Genomic DNA, 16,303 nt, shown 5'->3' on the forward strand with positions numbered 1-16,303 from the left:
GCCCTCCGTGAATCGTCAACGGCTCGAAAGGGCGAACCCGTCCGATCCGCACCCAGGAGCACCCAGGAGGCCGTCCGATGCACCGCTGGAAACTGGCCCTGCTGACCGCCGGCCTGCTGGCGACCACGGCCACCGGCTGTGCGGGCGGCACATCCGCCCCCGACCCGGCCGCCCGGGCCGGCGGTTCCGCCGCCCACCGTGCCGCGGGCGACCCGCAACGGACCCTGCACCTCGCGGAACAGCTCCTCGTCAGGACGTGCATGAAGAAGCGGGGCCACGAATACTGGGTGGAACCACCCCCGCCCAAGGACCTCGCGGCCCGCTTCCCCCTCGTCGTGGACGACCCGGCCTGGGCCCGCGCCCACGGCTACGGCACCGACCTGCGCCGCCGCCGCGAGGCGGAGGTGCGTGCCGACCCCAACCAGAAGTACTTCCGCTCCGCCTCCGCCGCGAACCGGTCCGACCTGGTCCGCGACCTCAACGGGCCCGAGCCGCGGGGGCTTTCGGCCCGGCTGCCGAACGGCATGCGGGTCACCCACAGCGACCGGGGCTGCCAGGCCGCGGCCCAGAGGGAGCTGTACGGCGACCTGAAGGCCTGGTTCCGCGCCACCCGGGTCACCGGCGCCCTGGACGGCATGCGCCTCGGCCTCGTGACCGCCGACAAGCGGTACAGGACGGCCCTCGCGCCCTGGGCCCGCTGCATGCGCGGCAGGGGGCACCCCTATGCCGATCCCGCCGCCTCCCGCGCCGCCGCCACCCGGGCGGACCGTCCGTGGCCGCACGCCAAGGAGGTGCGTCTCGCCTCCGCCGAGGCCGCCTGCGCCGCCTCCAGCGGACTCGCGGACGTGGCCAGGGCCCTGAACACCGAGTACCGGGTCGAGTTGGGGCGCCGGCACCCGTGGGAGACGGCGGATCTGGCGCGTCTCAGGCGCGAGGCACTGCCCCGGGCCCGCGCGATCGTCGCCCGCGAGGGCTGATCCCGAACCACTCCCCGGAGCGCACCACGACCCCCACGGCCGCGAAGCCGTGGGCGCACCATCCGACCCACCGACCCACCGAACCGCTGACGAAACGAGGGAATCCCATGTCCATCACGCGTGTCCTCACCCTTGCCGCCTCGGCCGCCGCCGCCACCGTCCTGCTCGCCCCGGTCTCCGGTGCGAGCGCCTCGGACTCCGGGGCGAAGGCCCCCGCGGCGCCCCGGACCGCCGCCGCCGACGGTTACCTGCACGTCTTCACCCAGCCCTTCGGGGGCGGCCGGGAGTGCAAGTGGCTGGGCAACTCCGACAACTGGGGCACCTGCCGCAACCTGACCTCCGACATCTGGAACAACGGCTACGCGGGCGGCAACGACGCCGTCGACCTCTACACGGCCCCCAACGCCGGCGGCGCCCACGCCTGCATCAGCCAGGGCGACCGCTGGATCAACACCACCACGGGCGAGTACCGCTTCACCTACGGTGCCGGGCTCGAGCAGTTCGGGGCCGGCGTCAACAACAACATCTCCTCGCACCGCTGGGTCGACTACTGCAGCCAGGGCTGACCGGCCGCACGCCGACGCGACCGTGCCCCGGCACCCCACAGGGCGTGCCGGGGCACGGTCGGACGAAAGACGTCAGAAGAGATGAATGGCGAGGTGGCCCAGCGGAAGTCCCAGCTGCCAGGCGGGAGTCCAGACCTTCGGGCGCTCGTCCTCACCGGCCGCGGCCGCACCGCCGGGCACCGCGTCCAGGTCGGGCGCGAGCAGCTCGGTCTCCTCCAGCCAGCGCCAGGCCGCCTCGGCCAGCTCCAGGTCCGGGTCCGGGTGCCCGGACTCGGCGGACAGGGCGGACAGATCGGCCAGCCGCTCGCTCACCCAGTCCTGCCACGGCTGGTCGTACGCCGTCAGCGACAGCCACGTCTCCAACTGGGTGACCACGCGGATGCCGGAGAGCTCGCGGTCGCTGTCGGACAGGAAGATGGTCAGCGCCAGGGCGTCGCGGCCCGCCCGGAACTCGAAGGACGTCGGCGGCATGAGGTCGCCGGTGCGGAGCAGTTCGTCGGCGATGTACTCCGCGTACATCCACGCCATCGGGACGGCCAGTTCACCGCCGCCGCTGCCGTCCGTGCTCTCTTGGCCTCTGTGCAGCATCCCTTCCTGCCTTCCTCCGGTGCGTGCGCGTCGCCCGCCCCCGGGACGCCGGGGACGCACCGCGCACCCGGCCCGGACTCGCGGGGGCCCGGTGCCCGGCACGGAGAACTCCGGACCGGAAACACGGATGGACACAGCTGATTGCCCAACCATGGTCCGCAGCAAGGCGCTTTGCGAAGGCTTGACCCGTTCTTCGGTTTCAGCGCAGGTCGGCCGCGTATCCCGGTAGCACTCTGCGCAGGGCACGCAGCGCGTAGTACGCGCGGGACTTCACCGTACCGGGAGGGATGCCGAGGGCTTCGGCGGCTTCCGCCACACTCGCACCACGGAAGTACACCTGCACCAGGACGTCCCGGTGTTCGGGTGTGAGTGTCTTCACAGCCTCGCGTACGTCGAGCATGGCGGCGGAACGCTCGGCGTGGTCCGCGCACACCGGGGCGTGCTCCAGGACGGCGTCGCCGACCTCGGCGGGACGCGCCTGGCGCGCCCGGCGCGCGTCGATGGCCAGCCGCCGGGCGACGGTGAGCAGCCAGGGGCGCACGGAGGCGAAGTCGTGCGCGCGGAGCGCCTCGGGGTGCTGCCAGGCGCGGACGAGCGTCTCCTGCACCAGGTCCTCGGCCCGCTGCCGGTCGCCGTCGCACAGGCGCAGCAGCAGCGCGAAGAGGGGCCGGCCGTGCTCGCGCTGCAGCGCGGCCAGCTCGTGCTCGGCGGTCGTGGTGGGGTGGGTGCGGGTGGTTACGGCCGTCATGGCCGTATGCCAGCGTGTGGGATGTCCCGCGGACAGGGCGGGAACAGGGTGGTGCGGTGGGCGGTCGAAGTCGTCGGCGAACGGTTCGGCGAACGGTCGGGAACCGGCCGTTCCGGTGCCCCGGGAACCCGGGGCTTTTACGGCACCACTGTCACCGGCCACCTTCCCGCCTTGACCAGCCGGACCGCCACCGAGCCGACGAACCGGTGGCCGGCCTGTTCCGAGGCGCCCACCACCACCGCGTCCGCCTTGAGTTCGTCGGCGGCCTTGACGAGGCCGCCGTAGGGGTCGCCACGGAAGGTGTGGAACTGCCAGCGGACCTCGAAGGTGTCCTTGACCCGCTCCGCCGCCTCCCGGATCTGGGCGACGATGCCCTCGGCGATCTCGTCCGTCGTCTCGGCGACCGGTGCCCCCATCGACGCGCCCGCGGCCATCACCGGCTGCACGTACACCACCGCGAGCAGGGCGTGCTGGCGACGTGCCAGGCCCCCGGCGTACGCCGCGGCGCGCAGCGAGGACTCGGAGCCGTCCACGCCGACCATGATGACCTTGGGGCCGTCGGTGCCGCGTTCGAACCGGGAGGGTTGCTGATCAGTCACGGCTGGAGGTTATCGGAACCCGCAGGTCCCGCACCCGGGCGGGATTCGACACCGCCCAGCGGCTGCCGGTCTCGTCCGCTTCGTCCGTACCCCGCTCGCCCGGCCGAGTGCTTTCCCGGCGCCGCGGCGGTGTTGCTCAGCGGTGTCGCCCCGCCCTTGCGCGACTGATGAGTCATGAAAAAGGATCAGCTGCTCACTCGGCGCCGGGTCCTGCTGGCCGGCGCCGCCGCACTGGGCGCGGCCGGAACGGCGGGCACGGCCGCGCTGCTCGGCACGGACGCCGGTGACTCCCACGACGACGGTGAGGCCCGTACCGCCGGCGCCGTCGCGAGCACGGACGGCCGCCACGGCTCCGGCACGTCCGCCGGCGCCCCCGGAAGCCGCGCGCTCGCCCCGTCCGCCTACCGGCTGCGGCCCCTCACCGGTGACGGCGCACCGCCCGCGGGGCCGCCCCGCACCCCGGTCCGGCACGAACCGCTGCTCGACATGGCGGGGCACGGCCGCACCATGGTGCTGACCTTCGACGACGGCCCCCACCCCCGCTACACCCCGCAGATCCTGGACACACTGCGGGAGTACGACGTCCGCGCGACGTTCTTCGTGTGCGGCGAGATGGCCGTCGAGTACAAGGACCTGCTGGCCAGAATGGCCGACGAGGGCCACCTCGTCGGCAACCACACCTGGTCCCATCCGCTGCTCACGCGGATGAGCCGCGCCGGGATCCGCTCGGAGATGACCCGCACGAGCAAGGTGATCAGGAACGCGTACGGGGAGCGCCCGCTGTGGTTCCGCGCCCCGTACGGCGCCTGGAACCGGGCCACGTTCCGGCTCGGCTCCGACATGGGCATGGAACCGCTGGCCTGGACCGTCGACACCCGGGACTGGACGACCCCGGGGACGGACGTCATCGTCGACCGGGTCGAGGAGGGCGCCGCCGCGGGGGTGGTCGTCCTCTCCCACGACGCCGGCGGCAACCGCTCGCAGAGCGTCCGGGCCCTGCGCCGGTACCTGCCCCGGCTGCTCGACTCCGGGTACCACCTGACGCTGCCCCGGCGGGAGTTCACCTAGGAACGGGGCCTCGGCCCCGTCGGGGGCCGACGACCGCCCCACCCGGCCGGGGAACTCAGCGGACCCCGGTCAGGCGGGCGAAGACGACCACGTTGCCCGAATAACCGTTCTGCTTGGTGAAGCCCCCGCCGCAGGTGATCACGCGCAGCTCCGGCGCGCCCGTGGAGCCGTACACCCTGTCGCCGGGGAAGTTCTTCTTGTCGAAGACCTCGATGCCGTAGACCTCGAACACGGCCGTTCTGCCGTCCTTGCGCCGCACCTCGACGTGGTTGCCCTTCTTCAGCGCGCCGAGCCCGTAGAAGACGGCCGGGCCCTGGTTGTTGTCCACGTGGCCGACGACCACCGCGGTGCCCTTCTCGCCCGGCGACACCGATCCGGTGAACCAGCCGGCGAGGTTGGGGTCGTCGGGCGGCGGCGCGGCCACCCAGCCGTCGGAGTCCAGACCCACCGGCGTCACCGGGGCGTCGACCTGGATCATCGGGATGCGCACCCGGTCGGCCTCGGAGAACGGCAGCGAGGCCGGCGCGGAGCCGGTGGGGGAGGCGCTGGGACGCGGGCTCGCGCTGCCCTGCGCGGCGGCGGCCGTCTCGGGCTGCGGGGGGCCGCTGTCGAACTCGCCCGAGCCGTTGCGGATGAGGGCGAGACCGGTCAGCAGGACAAGCGCTATCACGCCCCAGGGGGCGCGCTTCCTCGGCTTCTCCTCCGCTTCGGGCTCTGCGGGAACCACGGACGCAGACATTCGCCATCCCCTCTCGGCACGGCCGTCGCCGTGTCACTCGCGCATGGCAGCACGCTAAGCGCGGCCCGGGCGGCGGGCGACGGGGGAGCGGACGAACGGGTGGCGCCCGGCGCCGGCCGTGCGCCATCCGAGTTGCCGCGCGGCGGGGCGGGTCGACACGGTGTGACCTGCGGCGACTTCGCCGCCCCGAAGATCCCCCGGCGTGTCGTCCCACCGGAACGGACCAGCGCCGACATGCGGCTTTCCACCGCGCGGCCGAGGGTCTGTCTGGGAGGCGCTTGCTCGCCGATCTTCCGGGGACGGGTCCCGGGGCGCCTTCCGCGGAGGTGACATGCGTACGACTCGTGCCCTGGCGGCCGGTGCCGCCGCGGCCCTGGCCGTGGGGCTGGCCGCGCCCACGGCGGCGGCCTGGAACGATCCGGGCAATGATCCGGGCGGTGGTGTCAACGGCACCAGCGTCAGCAGCTACAACGAGACCACGAACGGCGGAAACGCCCGCGAGGACCAGAACGACCCGGCCGGCCGCAACGACCAGGGCGACCAGAACGGCCAGAACGACCAGGGCAACCAGAACGGCCAGGGCGGAGACGGCCGTCAGGACGGTCAGGACCCGCAGGGCGGCGGCCGCGGTGGCGACGGCGGACAGGGCGGCCGCGGCGGCGACGGGCAGGGCGGCCGGGACGAGGACGGCCTGCGCAACATCGTCGTCCGCCCGAACGTCGTCGCCCGCGGCGGCCGGCTGACCATCACGGTCGAGGGCAGCCGCTGCCGGCACAACGGCACGGTCTCCGCGCCGGTCTTCCCGACCACCCGGCTGCGCCCCACGGGCAACGGCCCGACGGCGACCGCCACGGTCGGCGTCGACGTCAACGCCCGGCCCGGACGCTACGACGTCACGGTCCGCTGCGGCGACGGACGCGATCCGCAGGTCCTCGTCCGGCCGCGGGCCTTCACCGTCGTCGGCGGGGTCCGTGGCGGTCTCGGCGGTGCCAGCACCGTCGGCGCCACACCGGCCGACATGGCGATCGGCGGCACGCTGGTGGCCGGGGCACTGGTCGGCGGCGGGGTGTTCTGGATGCGCCGCCGCTCCGAGCCCAAGGGCTGAGCCGGAGCACGGGCGCTCGCGCCGGTCCCCCACCCACCCGGGAGGGGGACCGGCGCCGCCGCGCGCGACGGGGACGGCGGGAGGAACCGGCGCCCCGCGGGGCCTCGCCCCGCAATCCGTACAGCGCCTCGCCCCGGGACCCGTGGCGGGTTCCGGGGCGAGGGGTGGTGCGGATTGCGGGTCAGGCGGCCGTGCCGGCCGCGGCGCGGCGGCGGGCCCGGTACCAGGCGACGCCCACGGAACCCGTGACGAGCGCGGTGCCGAGGCCGATCTCCTTCAGGTCGAAGCCGCCGATGCTGCCGCCGAAGCCGGCGCGCACCCCGTGTTCCGGGTTGCCGGGGGGCATCTCGTGCGGATTCGTATGGCCGCCGCCGCCCTGCGCCCGTTCGATGACGGTCAGTTCGGCCTGGTCCGTCTCGTGGCCGCAGCGGAGGTTCACCGTGTAGGTGGCGCCGGGGCGGGCGTCCCAGTCGACCGTGGCCGAGGCGGACTTCTGCCCCTTCGGGACGGTCACCGTGTCGAAGACACCGGAGGTGACCCGGGCGGTCTCCTCGCAGCCCCGCACGGTCAGCGTGACGTGCCCGCCGGGGGCCACCTCCTCGGGCATGACGCCGAGGCTGAGGTGGGTCGACTCGCCGGTCCCGTGGCCCCCTTCGCCCTCGCCCTCGCCACCGCCGTAGGCGACGGCGGCAGGAGCGCCGAGGGTCAGGGCCGAGAGGCCGAGAAGTGCGGCCGAAGCAACGCGTATCGCGCGCATGTTGAATCTCCACGTCCCCGAGGAGCCTTGCTGCGGACCTGTTCCGCTCGCGCCAGAAATGCACCTCGTCGCCCGAAACGCTAGGAAAGGGTGCCCCGCGGCGCGATCCCGGTGCGACGAACGGGTCACGCGCTTCGGCCGTTCGGGCGGGGGAAGGTGTGTCGGCGCCGGTGCGCGACGCGCTCCCGCGGGCGCCGCGCACCCCGCGCTCACAGATGGGGGAACAGCGCCAGGAAGGGATCCGTGGACGCCGCGAGGCCCCGGCTGTAGGGGGCGTCGAAGTCCCAGATGAGGAAGAGCAGGAAGGCGATCAGCGCCGAGAACAGCCCGGCCAGGATCAGCTCGCGCGTGGTGCGCCGGATCTGGAGGGCGAACACCATGCCGATGGTCACCACCGCGCCCGTGATCAGCCCGAACCACACCACCCCGGGCATCGTCGCCCCCGTCGAGCCGGCGCGGGCGGCACGCGCGGCGTCGGCGGCGGCGACCTGGTCGACCAGCGGCTGGTAGGCCTGCGCCTCGTAGTCCGACGTGGGCCGGTAGTCCGTGACGTCCTCGCGGACGCGTTCGAGCAGCGCGCCGCCCCGGGCGGTCACCTCACCGTCGTCGGCCATCCTCCGCCACTCGGTGTGCACGACGTACCGCACGTAGGCGTCGACGTCCGCGCGCACCTTCTCGCGCACGTCCACCGGGTAGTTCCGCACCCGTTCACTGACCTCGTGCAGAGCCTGGGCCTCGGCCTGCACATGGTCCTCTGCGGCGCTGCGGGCCTCCCACACGCCCGCGATGGCGAGGCCGAGCACGATGGCGTAGACCACCCCGATCATCATCGTCATGTACTCGATCACGTCGGGGGTCTCCGAGGGATCGTCGTCCTCCGAGGCCGTGCGGTGTCGCAGGAAGGTCACGATGACCACCACGACACAGGCGGCCAGCATCGCGAGGACGAGAACAAGCCATTCCGACAAGGGTTGCCTCCAGGGAGCGGCTGATCAGCCCATGGACGAATCGGCTCATCGGCTCGTCGCTCGAGCGATCGGTCGACGAGCCGATTCATCGACAGTGGGCGGGGTCAGAGGTGGACGGCCGTCGTCAGCGCGGGCGCAGCGCGGCCACGGCGAGGACGGCGGGGGCGGTGATGAGCAGCATGAACGTCACCGGCGAGGTGCTCGAACGCACCCGGTGCCGCTGGGCCGGCGGGTGGTACGCCGGGTAGCTGACGGGTTTCGCCGAGGGGGGTGCGGGCGGCGGGGTCGCGCGGGGTTTCGGCCTCGGCCTCGCCGCGTGCGTCGGCGGGGGTGCCGCGACCTCCACCTCAGGCGGCGGGGTCCGCACCGGCGCGGGGCGCGGCGGGGTGGGCTTCGGTTTCGGCGGTGCGGGCGGGGTCGGTGCGGGAGGCGTCGGCCTGGGGGGCGTCGGTTTCGGCGGCGGGGTGGGCGCGGGAGGCGGCGTCGGCGTCGGGCAGGGCGGCGGAGGTGGGGGAGGACAGGGCGGCGGTGGGGGTGGAGGCCGGTGGCCGCCCCCGCCCACGACGGCCACGGCGCCGCCCCCGCCCGCGGAGGCGAGCACGCGCCCCCCGCCGACCGCGGCCACGGCACCGCCGTCGCCGGCCGAGGCGACCACGCCGGGGCCCCTGCCGGACGTGCCGAAGCCCACCGCCGCCCCCGCCTCGCCCGCGGTGGCGACCACGGCCGAGCCGCCCGGCCCGGACGAGACGTACGCGCAGGCGTCCGCGGAGGCCGTGCCCGTCGGGGCGCCTGCGAGCGCCCACACCAGCGTCATCACGCCCAACAGCCGTAGCCCGAGAGCGGGTCGGGTCCGTTCTGATCCATGCACGTCGGAGAGCATGGGCCGCACGGGAGCCGTACACGCCGCAGACCAGGCCGAATACCCCGAAGGAGGGACATGTGCCCGTGGTGGGTTTGATCTCCGGCCGGCCGCCCCGCACGGCCGTGGGCACGGGTGCGCGAACAGGCCGGAAAAGAAATTCCCGCTCTCGTTGAACACGGCTGGTGTGTCCGCGCGTACATAGGGCCATAAGCGGCGCACGAGCCCGCTGTGACACCCAAGTGGCAAGCAGATAGCGGGAGTTGACAATGAACAGAGCCTGGCGGAGCGCCTCCCTCATGGCGACGGCGGCCGCGGTCCTGGCGCTGACGACGGCGTGCGGCCAGGACAACGGCGGCCAGTCGACCGGCAGTCAGAACGTCGGTGCCGCCGCCGCCGGCGGCTACGCCACCGATTCACCGTCCGGGGCCGCCAGCCCCAACGGGTCCGGCTCCCAGATCGGGGACAGCGCGGTCACCGCCAAGCCGGCAGGCAAGCTGTCCCTCAGCGAGAGCGCCGGCCTCGGCAACGTGGTCACCGACGGCTCCGGGATGACCCTCTACCGCTTCGACGACGACACCGCCAAGCCGCCCAAGTCCACCTGTGCCGGGGACTGCGCCAAGGCATGGCCGCCGGTCCCCGCGGAGGGTGCCTCGGCCGCCACCGGCATCGACAAATCCCTGATCGGCGAGGTCACCCGGACCGACGGCACCAAGCAACTGACCGTCGCCGGCTGGCCGATGTACCGCTACGCCAAGGACACCAAGGCCGGAGACGTCAAGGGCGAGGGCGTGGGCGGCAAGTGGTTCGCCACGGCCGCCGACGGCAAGAAGGCCACGATGCCCGGGCTCTCCGTCCGCAAGGACGCCAAGCTGGGCGACATCGTCGTCGACAAGAACGGCAGGACGGTCTACCGCTTCATGAAGGACCAGGCCTGGCCCGTGCCCAAGTCGGCCTGCACCGGCGCCTGTCTGGAGAAGTGGCCCGTCGTCGCGCCGGTCGAGGAGGCGGACACCAAGGGGCTCGTGAAGAAGGGCCTGATGTCCTTCACCCGCCCCGACGGCGCCAAGCAGATGACGGTCAACTGCTGGCCCATCTACACCTTCGCCGGCGACAAGGCAGCCGGGGACACGAACGGACAGGGCGTCGGCGGCACGTGGTACGCCGTCGCCCCCGACGGAAAACCGGTCGGCGCACCGAAGAAGTGACCGCCCCGCGCCCACCCGCCCCCCTCCGTTCACGCGCCCCCCTCCGCCGAGCGGACGGGGGCGCGTCCGTCTGCGGATGCGCCGAATCCGCCCCTTCGCCACGCCCCGCACCCGGACACCACCCCACAGTGACGCGGCGCCCCCTCTTTCGCCCCACTCCTCCTCCTTCGTACCGGGGCGCACGCCCCGCGCACTCCACGGCGGCGCGAGGGGCGTGCCGTCGGCACGTGCCCTCCGCACGGGCCGCGAGCGGATGACCAATTTCCGTTTCCCCTCGCCCTGTTGGCGGACGATCAGTAGCCTCGGCTCGAACACCGGATCGGCTCAGCCGGCACAAGTCGTCACAAGTCGTCGCCAACCGCCTTGGAGTGCTTGATGGAGCGTCCCGCCTGGGCCCCACGGAACATCGACATCTCGGTGCCTTCCGTGTCTCGCATCTACGACTACTACCTGGGCGGTTCGCACAACTTCGAGGTCGACCGGGAGGCGGCCCGCAGGGCGATGGAGTTCATGCCGGGCCTGCCGAGGATCATGCGGGCCAACCGCGCGTTCCTGCGCCGGGCCGTGCGGTACGCCGTGGAGGAGGAGGGCATCACCCAGTTCCTCGACATCGGCTCCGGCATCCCGACCCACGGCAACGTCCACGAGGCCGCCCAGGCGGCGCACCCCGGCGCCCGCGTGGTCTACGTCGACCACGACCCGGTGGCGGTCGCGCACAGCCAGGCGGTCCTGAGCCGGAACCCGGACGCGGACGTCCTCGCGGCGGACCTGCTCAAGCCCCGGGACATCCTCGCCGCCCCCGAAGTGGAGCGGCTGATCGACCTGAACCGTCCGGTAGCCCTTCTTCTCGTTGCCATACTTCACTTCGTGGAAGAAGCGAACGACCCGTACCGGGCGGTGGCCGAACTGCGCGACGCGCTCGCGCCGGGCAGCCTGCTCGTGCTCACGCACGCCTCGTACGAGGGCATTCCGCTGCCGTCCGAGCGGGCCGAGGGCGCGGTCGGCGTGTACAAGGACATCCGCAATCCGCTGATCATGCGCTCGCGCGAGGAGATCGCGCGGTTCTTCGAGGGGTACGACATGGTGGAACCCGGACTGGTGCCGATGGCGGACTGGCGGCCCGACACCGCGCGCGAGGACGAGGACCCCTACGCCTTCGCGGGGTTCGCCGGCGTGGGGCGCACGGCGTGAGCGCGGAACCGGACGGGCCGGAGGACAGACTGCGCCGCTTCGCGACGATCTGGAGCCGGGCCGTCTTCCCGGTGACCACGACGCCGCTCACCCGCCCCGAGTTCGAGGCCCTGCTGCTGCCGCTGGCCCGCCGCCTGAGCGAGGCGCTGCGGGCCCGGTCCTTCGACGCGGCCGAGGCCAGGGCGGTCGGCGCCGCCCTCATCGACGTGCACTGCACCGACCCCGAGGCGCTCGGCGCCACACTCGACTGCGTGGACGCCTACCTGGTGCTCTACTGCGGCGGGGCGGACGCCCCCGGCAGCACGCAGGAGGCGCTGCGCACCCGCTCCTCGCGGCTGCAGCACGCGATGGCCGCCGGCTTCGCGCAGGCACTGCGGGAGCGCACGCTCGCCGAGCAGGAGGCCATCTCCGCCGCCGCGCTGAAGGCCCAGGGCGTCGTCGCGCAGGCGCTGCACGCGAGCGAGGCACGCTTTCGCGCCGTCTTCGAGGGCGCGGCGATAGGCATCTCCATCGCCGACCTCGAGGGCAACGTCCTGGAGGTCAACGGCGCGCTGCTGCGCATGTTCGGCGGCTCCGAGGGACTGCTGCGGGACCGCAACGTCGCCGAATGGTCCCACCCCGAGGACGCCCCGCAGGTGTGGCGGCTCTACCAGGAACTGGTGCGCGGCGAACGCGAGCACTACCACGTCGAGAAGCCGTTCTACCGGCCCGACGGCACCGTGCTGTGGACCAATCTGACGGTGTCCCTGCTGCGGGACGCCGACGGCGCGCCGCAGTACCAGCTCGCGCTGATGGAGGACACCACCGAGCGCCGGCTGCTCAACCTGCGGCTGCGCTACGAGGCCACGCACGACGCGCTCACCGGGCTGCCCAACCGCACGCTGTTCTTCGAGCGGCTGGAGAAGGCGCTCTCCGCCGGGGAGGGCCAGCGGTTCGGGCTCTGCTACCTGGACCTGGACGGCTTCAAGACCATCAACGACAGCCTCGGGCACGCCGCCGGCGACCGGCTCCTCGTCGAGGTCGCCGACCGGCTGCAGGGCTGCGCCACCGCGCCCGGCGAGATGGTCGCCCGCCTCGGCGGCGACGAGTTCGTCGCGCTGACCACCGGCCCGGACACCGAGCGAGGGGTCGACGACCTCGCCGACCGGATCATGAACGCGCTGTCCGGCCCCGTCCGCATCGACGGCCGCGAACTGCTGGTGCGCGGCAGCATCGGCGTCGTCGAGGGCCCTGCGGGCGAACGCGGCCCCGCCGAGGTGCTGCGCAGCGCCGACATCACGATGTACCGGGCCAAGTCCGCCGGCGGCAACCGCTACGAGCTCGCCGACCCGGAGGCCGACGCCCGCGCCATCACCCGGCACGGACTCACCACGGCCCTGCCCGCCGCGCTGGACCGGGGCGAGTTCTTCATCGAGTACCAGCCGCTGGTGCGGCTCGACGACGGCGAGGTGCACGGGGCCGAGGCGCTGGTGCGCTGGCTGCACCCGCAGCACGGCGTGCTCGGCCCGGACCGCTTCATCGGGCTCGCCGAGCACACCGGGCTGATCGTGCCGCTGGGCCGCTGGGTGCTGGAGGAATCGGTGCGCCAGGCCCGCGACTGGCAGCGGCAGCACGGCGAGGACTTCCCGCTCCGCGTCAACGTCAACCTCTCCCCGTGCCAGCTCACCCACCCCGGACTCGTCTCCGACACCGTCGAGATCCTGGAGCGGACCGGCGTCGAACCGGAGGCGCTCTGCCTGGAGGTGACCGAGTCCGCGCTGATCGGCGCCGACGACGACCTGCTCAAACCGCTGCGCCGGCTCGCGGAGATGGGCGTGGACATCGCGCTCGACGACTTCGGCACGGGCTACTCCAACCTCGCCAACCTGCGCCGCCTGCCGGTGTCCATACTCAAGCTGGACCGTTCTTTCACCCAGGGCATGCAGCAGTACCCGGCGGACCCCGTCGACCTCAAGATCGTCGAGGGTATCGTCACCCTGGCGCACAGCCTGGACCTCACCGTGACCGTCGAGGGCGTGGAGACCGGGGCGCAGGCCGAACAGCTCCGGGTGCTGGGTTGCGACACGGCGCAGGGCTGGTACTACGCCCGCCCCGGCCCGCCGGACAGGCTGCGCGAACTCGCGCTGGTGGACGCCACCGGCTAGGCACGGGACGGACGAGAAGTTGAGCGAGCAGGACAGGCCCCCGGAACCGGCCGCGTGGATCCGTCTGACCGGCCGGTACCGGCACCTCCTGGGCCGGCTGGGCGACGTGGGACTCGCCCTGCTGATCCTGCTGACGGCCGACCCGTACGGAGTCGGCTACGACTGGCCGCTGAGCGCCCTCATGGCGCTCACCATGTTCGTCCGCAGGCGGTGGCCGGTCGCCGTGCTCGCGGCCGTCCTGGCGCTGTGCACCGTGCAGGGTCTGCTGTCCGGCGGTGACAGTCCGCTCGCCTCGGCGCCCGCCGCGTACGACATCGCCGTGCTCTGCGCCATGATGTCGGTCGTCCACCACTCCCGTGACCCCCGGATGCCCTACCTGGCGGGCGGCGCGGTGCTGCTGGCCACCGGGGCCGCCGCGGTCGTGGTGCCGCCCGGCGGCCTGGACCCGGTCCTGTTCCCCGAGGACCTGCCGTACTTCTGGGGCGGCACGCTGACGGTCTGGCTGACGGCCTACTCCCTGCGCACCAGGCGCCTGTACGCCGAGAGCCAGGCGGCCCGGGCCTGGCACGCCGAGCGGGAGCAGGAGAACCGCATGCGGCTGGCCGCCGCCGAGGAACGTGCCGGGATCGCCCGGGAGTTGCACGACGTGGTGGCACACAGCCTGGCCGTGATGATCCTCCAGGCGGACGGCGCCGGTGCCGTGCTGCGCAAAGCGCCGGACATGGCGGAGTCCGCGCTGAAGACGATCGCCGCCACCGGCCGGGACGCCATCGACGACATGCACCGGATCGTCCGCGTACTGCGCGAGGGCGACCAGGGCCGGGATGCCGACGGGACGGAGCGGCGCCTGGTCACCCTCGACGAGATCGAGGTCGTCGCGGAGCGCGCACGGGTCGCCGGGCTGACCGTGGACGTGTCCGTCGAGGTCGGCGAGGGACTCCTCACCCCCGCGGAGGAGATGACGGCCTTCCGGATCGTCCAGGAATGTCTGACGAACGTGCTCCGGCACGCGGGCGCCGGGGCCAAGGTCGGTATCGAACTCCGCGAGGAACAGGGCACACTGCTGATCGGCGTGATCGACGACGGGGCCGGCACGCTCGCCGGCGGCGGGATCGACCCGCACTCCGGCGGCAACGGCCTGATGGGCATGCGGGAGCGGGTGGAACTCGCCGGCGGCACCTTCGAGGCCGGCCCGCGGCTGGGCAGTGGATGGCACGTACGTGCCCGGATACCGACAAGGACGAGGCGTTGACGCAGGCAGCAGGGGAGCAGGGGCCGCACGGCCCGATCCGGGTGGCCGTGGTGGACGACCAGCCGCTGATCCGCGCCGGGTTCTCCATGGTGCTGGCCGCCGCCGAGGACATCGAGGTGGTCGGCGAGGCGGAGAACGGCGCGGAGGCCCTCGACCTGCTGGACAGGGTCGAGGCGGACGTCGTCATCATGGACATCCGCATGCCCGTCATGGACGGCATCCGGGCCACCGAGGAACTGATGCGCCGTGAGAAGCCGCCCGGCGTCCTCGTGCTCACCACCTTCGACAACGACGAGGACGCCTTCGCGGCGCTGCGGGCGGGGGCGGGAGGCTTCCTGCTGAAGAACGCGCCCGCCGCCGAGGTCGTCGGCGCCATCCGCGTCGTGGCAGCGGGGGAGTCCGTGGTGGCGCCGCGCATCACCCGCCTCCTCCTCGACCAGGTCGCCGACCGGCTGGCACCCGCGAACGGACAGTCCGAGCGGCTGAACGTCCTCACCGCGCGCGAGCGTGACGTGCTCAGCCAGGTCGCCCGGGGGCTGTCCAACGCCGAGGTCGCCGCGGAGCTGTACGTGGCGGAGGCCACGGTGAAGACCCACCTGGGGAACCTGATGGCGAAGCTGCACCTGCGCGACCGCGCCCAGGCGGTCGCGTTCGCCTACGAGTCCGGCCTGGTGCGCCCGCCCGTGTGAGCCGTTCCCGTGCCCGGGACACGGCCGGGCCCGGGGCCCTCCGGCCGAGGGCCTCCCCCTGAGGGGGTAGGGATCCCGTCCTGTTCTGCCCCTGGGGGTGCAGAACCCGCCCCACCCCACGGTTCAGAAAGGGCACCCGCGATCTCGCATTCCTGACCGATGTCCGGGAGGGCCCCGGAAACCAGACTTCTCACTGTCGCCGAGCACGGCGGACGCAGCCCCGAGAAGCCCTGGAGACCCCGATGCACAGCACGCCCACCCTCGTCGACGCCCCCGCCTCCGCCGCCCCCGCCCGCGGCCGCAGGCGTCTCGTCCTCGGCTCCCTCGCGGCCGTGCTCACCGTTGCCGTGGCCGGCGGGGCGGCCTACGCCTACCACGAGTACAAGAAGCCCAGTCAGGCCTCCGCCGCCGACTGCCGCCTGGCGCAGGACATCGTCACCGAGGCGCAGCGGATCTCCACCGGTCCCGTGCCCGAGGCGGAGAAGTGGTGGAAGAAGACCGGTGACAAGCGCCGCCGGGAGATGAAGGACGGCTACCTCGGCGTCGACATCGCCACCTACGAGGGCTGGGCGGTCGAGTCCGCCAAGCAGCACGCCGGCAAGTCCGCCGAGGTGCCGAGCAAGCGGGACGTGACGGCCCTGCAGGAGCAGGCGCGGGGGCACTGCTCGGACTCCGGAGTCACCGTCAGCATGCCGCGGTTCGGCAACTGACCACCGGACGCGAGCCACCGTTCGGCTCCCGGCCACCGGACGCGAGCCACCGGCACCGCGAGCCACCGAGACCGCGAGCCACCCGCACCGCGACATCCGCGACACCGCGACATCCCGAGAACGCGAGAGACCGCC

Annotated in this window: 17 protein-coding genes; 10 read left to right on the forward strand and 7 right to left on the reverse strand. The window is 73.3% G+C overall.

Features of this window, described 5'->3' with window-relative positions:
* The first annotated feature begins 77 nt into the window (after window positions 1–77).
* Window positions 78–977, forward strand: a complete 900-nt coding sequence (locus OHB09_RS28850) for a hypothetical protein (protein WP_328922776.1) — start codon at window positions 78–80, stop codon at window positions 975–977.
* A 107-nt stretch (window positions 978–1,084) separates the two neighbouring features.
* Window positions 1,085–1,543, forward strand: a complete 459-nt coding sequence (locus OHB09_RS28855; protein ID WP_191890646.1) for a peptidase inhibitor family I36 protein — start codon at window positions 1,085–1,087, stop codon at window positions 1,541–1,543.
* 72 nt (window positions 1,544–1,615) lie between these two features.
* Here the strand turns inward: OHB09_RS28855 and OHB09_RS28860 are convergent, their stop codons facing one another.
* The 3 genes from OHB09_RS28860 to OHB09_RS28870 form a co-directional block, all read right to left on the reverse strand.
* The gene (locus OHB09_RS28860; protein ID WP_006141176.1) at window positions 1,616–2,131 is read right to left on the reverse strand and encodes a hypothetical protein; all 516 of its coding nucleotides are present in this window, start codon (window positions 2,129–2,131) and stop codon (window positions 1,616–1,618) included.
* A gap of 199 nt (window positions 2,132–2,330) precedes the next feature.
* On the reverse strand, window positions 2,331–2,879 hold the full coding sequence (locus tag OHB09_RS28865) for a sigma-70 family RNA polymerase sigma factor (RefSeq protein WP_040895743.1): 549 nt from the start codon (window positions 2,877–2,879) through the stop codon (window positions 2,331–2,333).
* Window positions 2,880–3,016: 137 nt separating this feature from the next.
* Window positions 3,017–3,421, reverse strand: coding sequence for a universal stress protein (locus tag OHB09_RS28870; RefSeq protein ID WP_206315870.1), 405 nt, complete (start codon window positions 3,419–3,421; stop codon window positions 3,017–3,019).
* Between the two features lie 231 nt (window positions 3,422–3,652).
* Between OHB09_RS28870 and OHB09_RS28875 the strand changes: the two genes are divergently transcribed.
* A complete protein-coding gene (locus tag OHB09_RS28875; RefSeq protein ID WP_328922777.1) occupies window positions 3,653–4,546 on the forward strand; it encodes a polysaccharide deacetylase family protein in 894 nt (297 codons plus the stop codon).
* Window positions 4,547–4,601: 55 nt separating this feature from the next.
* Here the strand turns inward: OHB09_RS28875 and OHB09_RS28880 are convergent, their stop codons facing one another.
* Window positions 4,602–5,285 (reverse strand): class F sortase, encoded by a 684-nt coding sequence (locus tag OHB09_RS28880; protein WP_167794716.1) that lies wholly within the window; start codon window positions 5,283–5,285, stop codon window positions 4,602–4,604.
* A gap of 331 nt (window positions 5,286–5,616) precedes the next feature.
* Here OHB09_RS28880 and OHB09_RS28885 point away from each other — a divergent pair, with 331 nt between their 5' ends.
* Entirely contained in the window at window positions 5,617–6,390 is a 774-nt protein-coding gene (locus tag OHB09_RS28885) for a hypothetical protein (RefSeq protein ID WP_191890645.1), read from the forward strand.
* A 181-nt stretch (window positions 6,391–6,571) separates the two neighbouring features.
* Here OHB09_RS28885 and OHB09_RS28890 read toward each other — a convergent pair whose 3' ends face one another.
* From OHB09_RS28890 to OHB09_RS28900, 3 genes are all read right to left on the reverse strand, one after another.
* A complete protein-coding gene (locus tag OHB09_RS28890; protein WP_006141182.1) occupies window positions 6,572–7,147 on the reverse strand; it encodes a hypothetical protein in 576 nt (191 codons plus the stop codon).
* 209 nt (window positions 7,148–7,356) lie between these two features.
* Window positions 7,357–8,115: a bestrophin-like domain gene (locus OHB09_RS28895; RefSeq protein ID WP_093597908.1), complete on the reverse strand. Its 759-nt coding sequence runs from the start codon at window positions 8,113–8,115 to the stop codon at window positions 7,357–7,359.
* 124 nt (window positions 8,116–8,239) lie between these two features.
* Window positions 8,240–8,929: a hypothetical protein gene (locus OHB09_RS28900; protein WP_328923071.1), complete on the reverse strand. Its 690-nt coding sequence runs from the start codon at window positions 8,927–8,929 to the stop codon at window positions 8,240–8,242.
* A 314-nt stretch (window positions 8,930–9,243) separates the two neighbouring features.
* On the opposite strand from OHB09_RS28900, the gene OHB09_RS28905 reads away from it, so the two are divergent.
* The 6 genes from OHB09_RS28905 (at window position 9,244) to OHB09_RS28930 (ending at window position 16,168) form a co-directional block, all read left to right on the forward strand.
* Complete coding sequence (locus tag OHB09_RS28905; protein WP_040895752.1) at window positions 9,244–10,182, forward strand: SCO0930 family lipoprotein; 939 nt, start codon at window positions 9,244–9,246, stop codon at window positions 10,180–10,182.
* Between the two features lie 375 nt (window positions 10,183–10,557).
* A complete protein-coding gene (locus OHB09_RS28910; protein WP_006141186.1) occupies window positions 10,558–11,373 on the forward strand; it encodes an SAM-dependent methyltransferase in 816 nt (271 codons plus the stop codon).
* Window positions 11,370–13,517, forward strand: coding sequence for a putative bifunctional diguanylate cyclase/phosphodiesterase (locus tag OHB09_RS28915; RefSeq protein WP_006141187.1), 2,148 nt, complete (start codon window positions 11,370–11,372; stop codon window positions 13,515–13,517). Before OHB09_RS28910 ends, OHB09_RS28915 begins: the two co-directional genes overlap by 4 nt.
* 19 nt (window positions 13,518–13,536) lie before the next feature.
* Window positions 13,537–14,769: a sensor histidine kinase gene (locus OHB09_RS28920; protein ID WP_191891270.1), complete on the forward strand. Its 1,233-nt coding sequence runs from the start codon at window positions 13,537–13,539 to the stop codon at window positions 14,767–14,769.
* Complete coding sequence (locus OHB09_RS28925) at window positions 14,766–15,458, forward strand: response regulator (RefSeq protein ID WP_006141189.1); 693 nt, start codon at window positions 14,766–14,768, stop codon at window positions 15,456–15,458. Before OHB09_RS28920 ends, OHB09_RS28925 begins: the two co-directional genes overlap by 4 nt.
* Window positions 15,459–15,700: 242 nt before the next feature.
* The gene (locus OHB09_RS28930) at window positions 15,701–16,168 is read left to right on the forward strand and encodes a hypothetical protein (RefSeq protein ID WP_167794953.1); all 468 of its coding nucleotides are present in this window, start codon (window positions 15,701–15,703) and stop codon (window positions 16,166–16,168) included.
* Window positions 16,169–16,303: the final 135 nt, after the last annotated feature.

It is taken from the genome of Streptomyces griseoaurantiacus (assembly GCF_036189845.1).
In the GTDB taxonomy this organism is placed as follows: Bacteria; Actinomycetota; Actinomycetes; order Streptomycetales; family Streptomycetaceae; genus Streptomyces; species Streptomyces griseoaurantiacus.

What these genes read in the sequence shown, in the direction of transcription:
- OHB09_RS28850 (WP_328922776.1), top strand. Translation starts at nt 78, where the DNA reads ATGCACCGCTGGAAACTGGCCCTGCTGACCGCCGGCCTGCTGGCGACC.
- OHB09_RS28855 (WP_191890646.1), top strand. Translation starts at nt 1,085, where the DNA reads ATGTCCATCACGCGTGTCCTCACCCTTGCCGCCTCGGCCGCCGCCGCC.
- OHB09_RS28860 (WP_006141176.1), bottom strand. Translation starts at nt 2,131, where the DNA reads ATGCTGCACAGAGGCCAAGAGAGCACGGACGGCAGCGGCGGCGGTGAA.
- OHB09_RS28865 (WP_040895743.1), bottom strand. Translation starts at nt 2,879, where the DNA reads ATGACGGCCGTAACCACCCGCACCCACCCCACCACGACCGCCGAGCAC.
- OHB09_RS28870 (WP_206315870.1), bottom strand. Translation starts at nt 3,421, where the DNA reads ATGGTCGGCGTGGACGGCTCCGAGTCCTCGCTGCGCGCCGCGGCGTAC.
- OHB09_RS28875 (WP_328922777.1), top strand. Translation starts at nt 3,653, where the DNA reads ATGAAAAAGGATCAGCTGCTCACTCGGCGCCGGGTCCTGCTGGCCGGC.
- OHB09_RS28880 (WP_167794716.1), bottom strand. Translation starts at nt 5,285, where the DNA reads ATGTCTGCGTCCGTGGTTCCCGCAGAGCCCGAAGCGGAGGAGAAGCCG.
- OHB09_RS28885 (WP_191890645.1), top strand. Translation starts at nt 5,617, where the DNA reads ATGCGTACGACTCGTGCCCTGGCGGCCGGTGCCGCCGCGGCCCTGGCC.
- OHB09_RS28890 (WP_006141182.1), bottom strand. Translation starts at nt 7,147, where the DNA reads ATGCGCGCGATACGCGTTGCTTCGGCCGCACTTCTCGGCCTCTCGGCC.
- OHB09_RS28900 (WP_328923071.1), bottom strand. Translation starts at nt 8,929, where the DNA reads ATGACGCTGGTGTGGGCGCTCGCAGGCGCCCCGACGGGCACGGCCTCC.
- OHB09_RS28905 (WP_040895752.1), top strand. Translation starts at nt 9,244, where the DNA reads ATGAACAGAGCCTGGCGGAGCGCCTCCCTCATGGCGACGGCGGCCGCG.
- OHB09_RS28910 (WP_006141186.1), top strand. Translation starts at nt 10,558, where the DNA reads ATGGAGCGTCCCGCCTGGGCCCCACGGAACATCGACATCTCGGTGCCT.
- OHB09_RS28930 (WP_167794953.1), top strand. Translation starts at nt 15,701, where the DNA reads ATGCACAGCACGCCCACCCTCGTCGACGCCCCCGCCTCCGCCGCCCCC.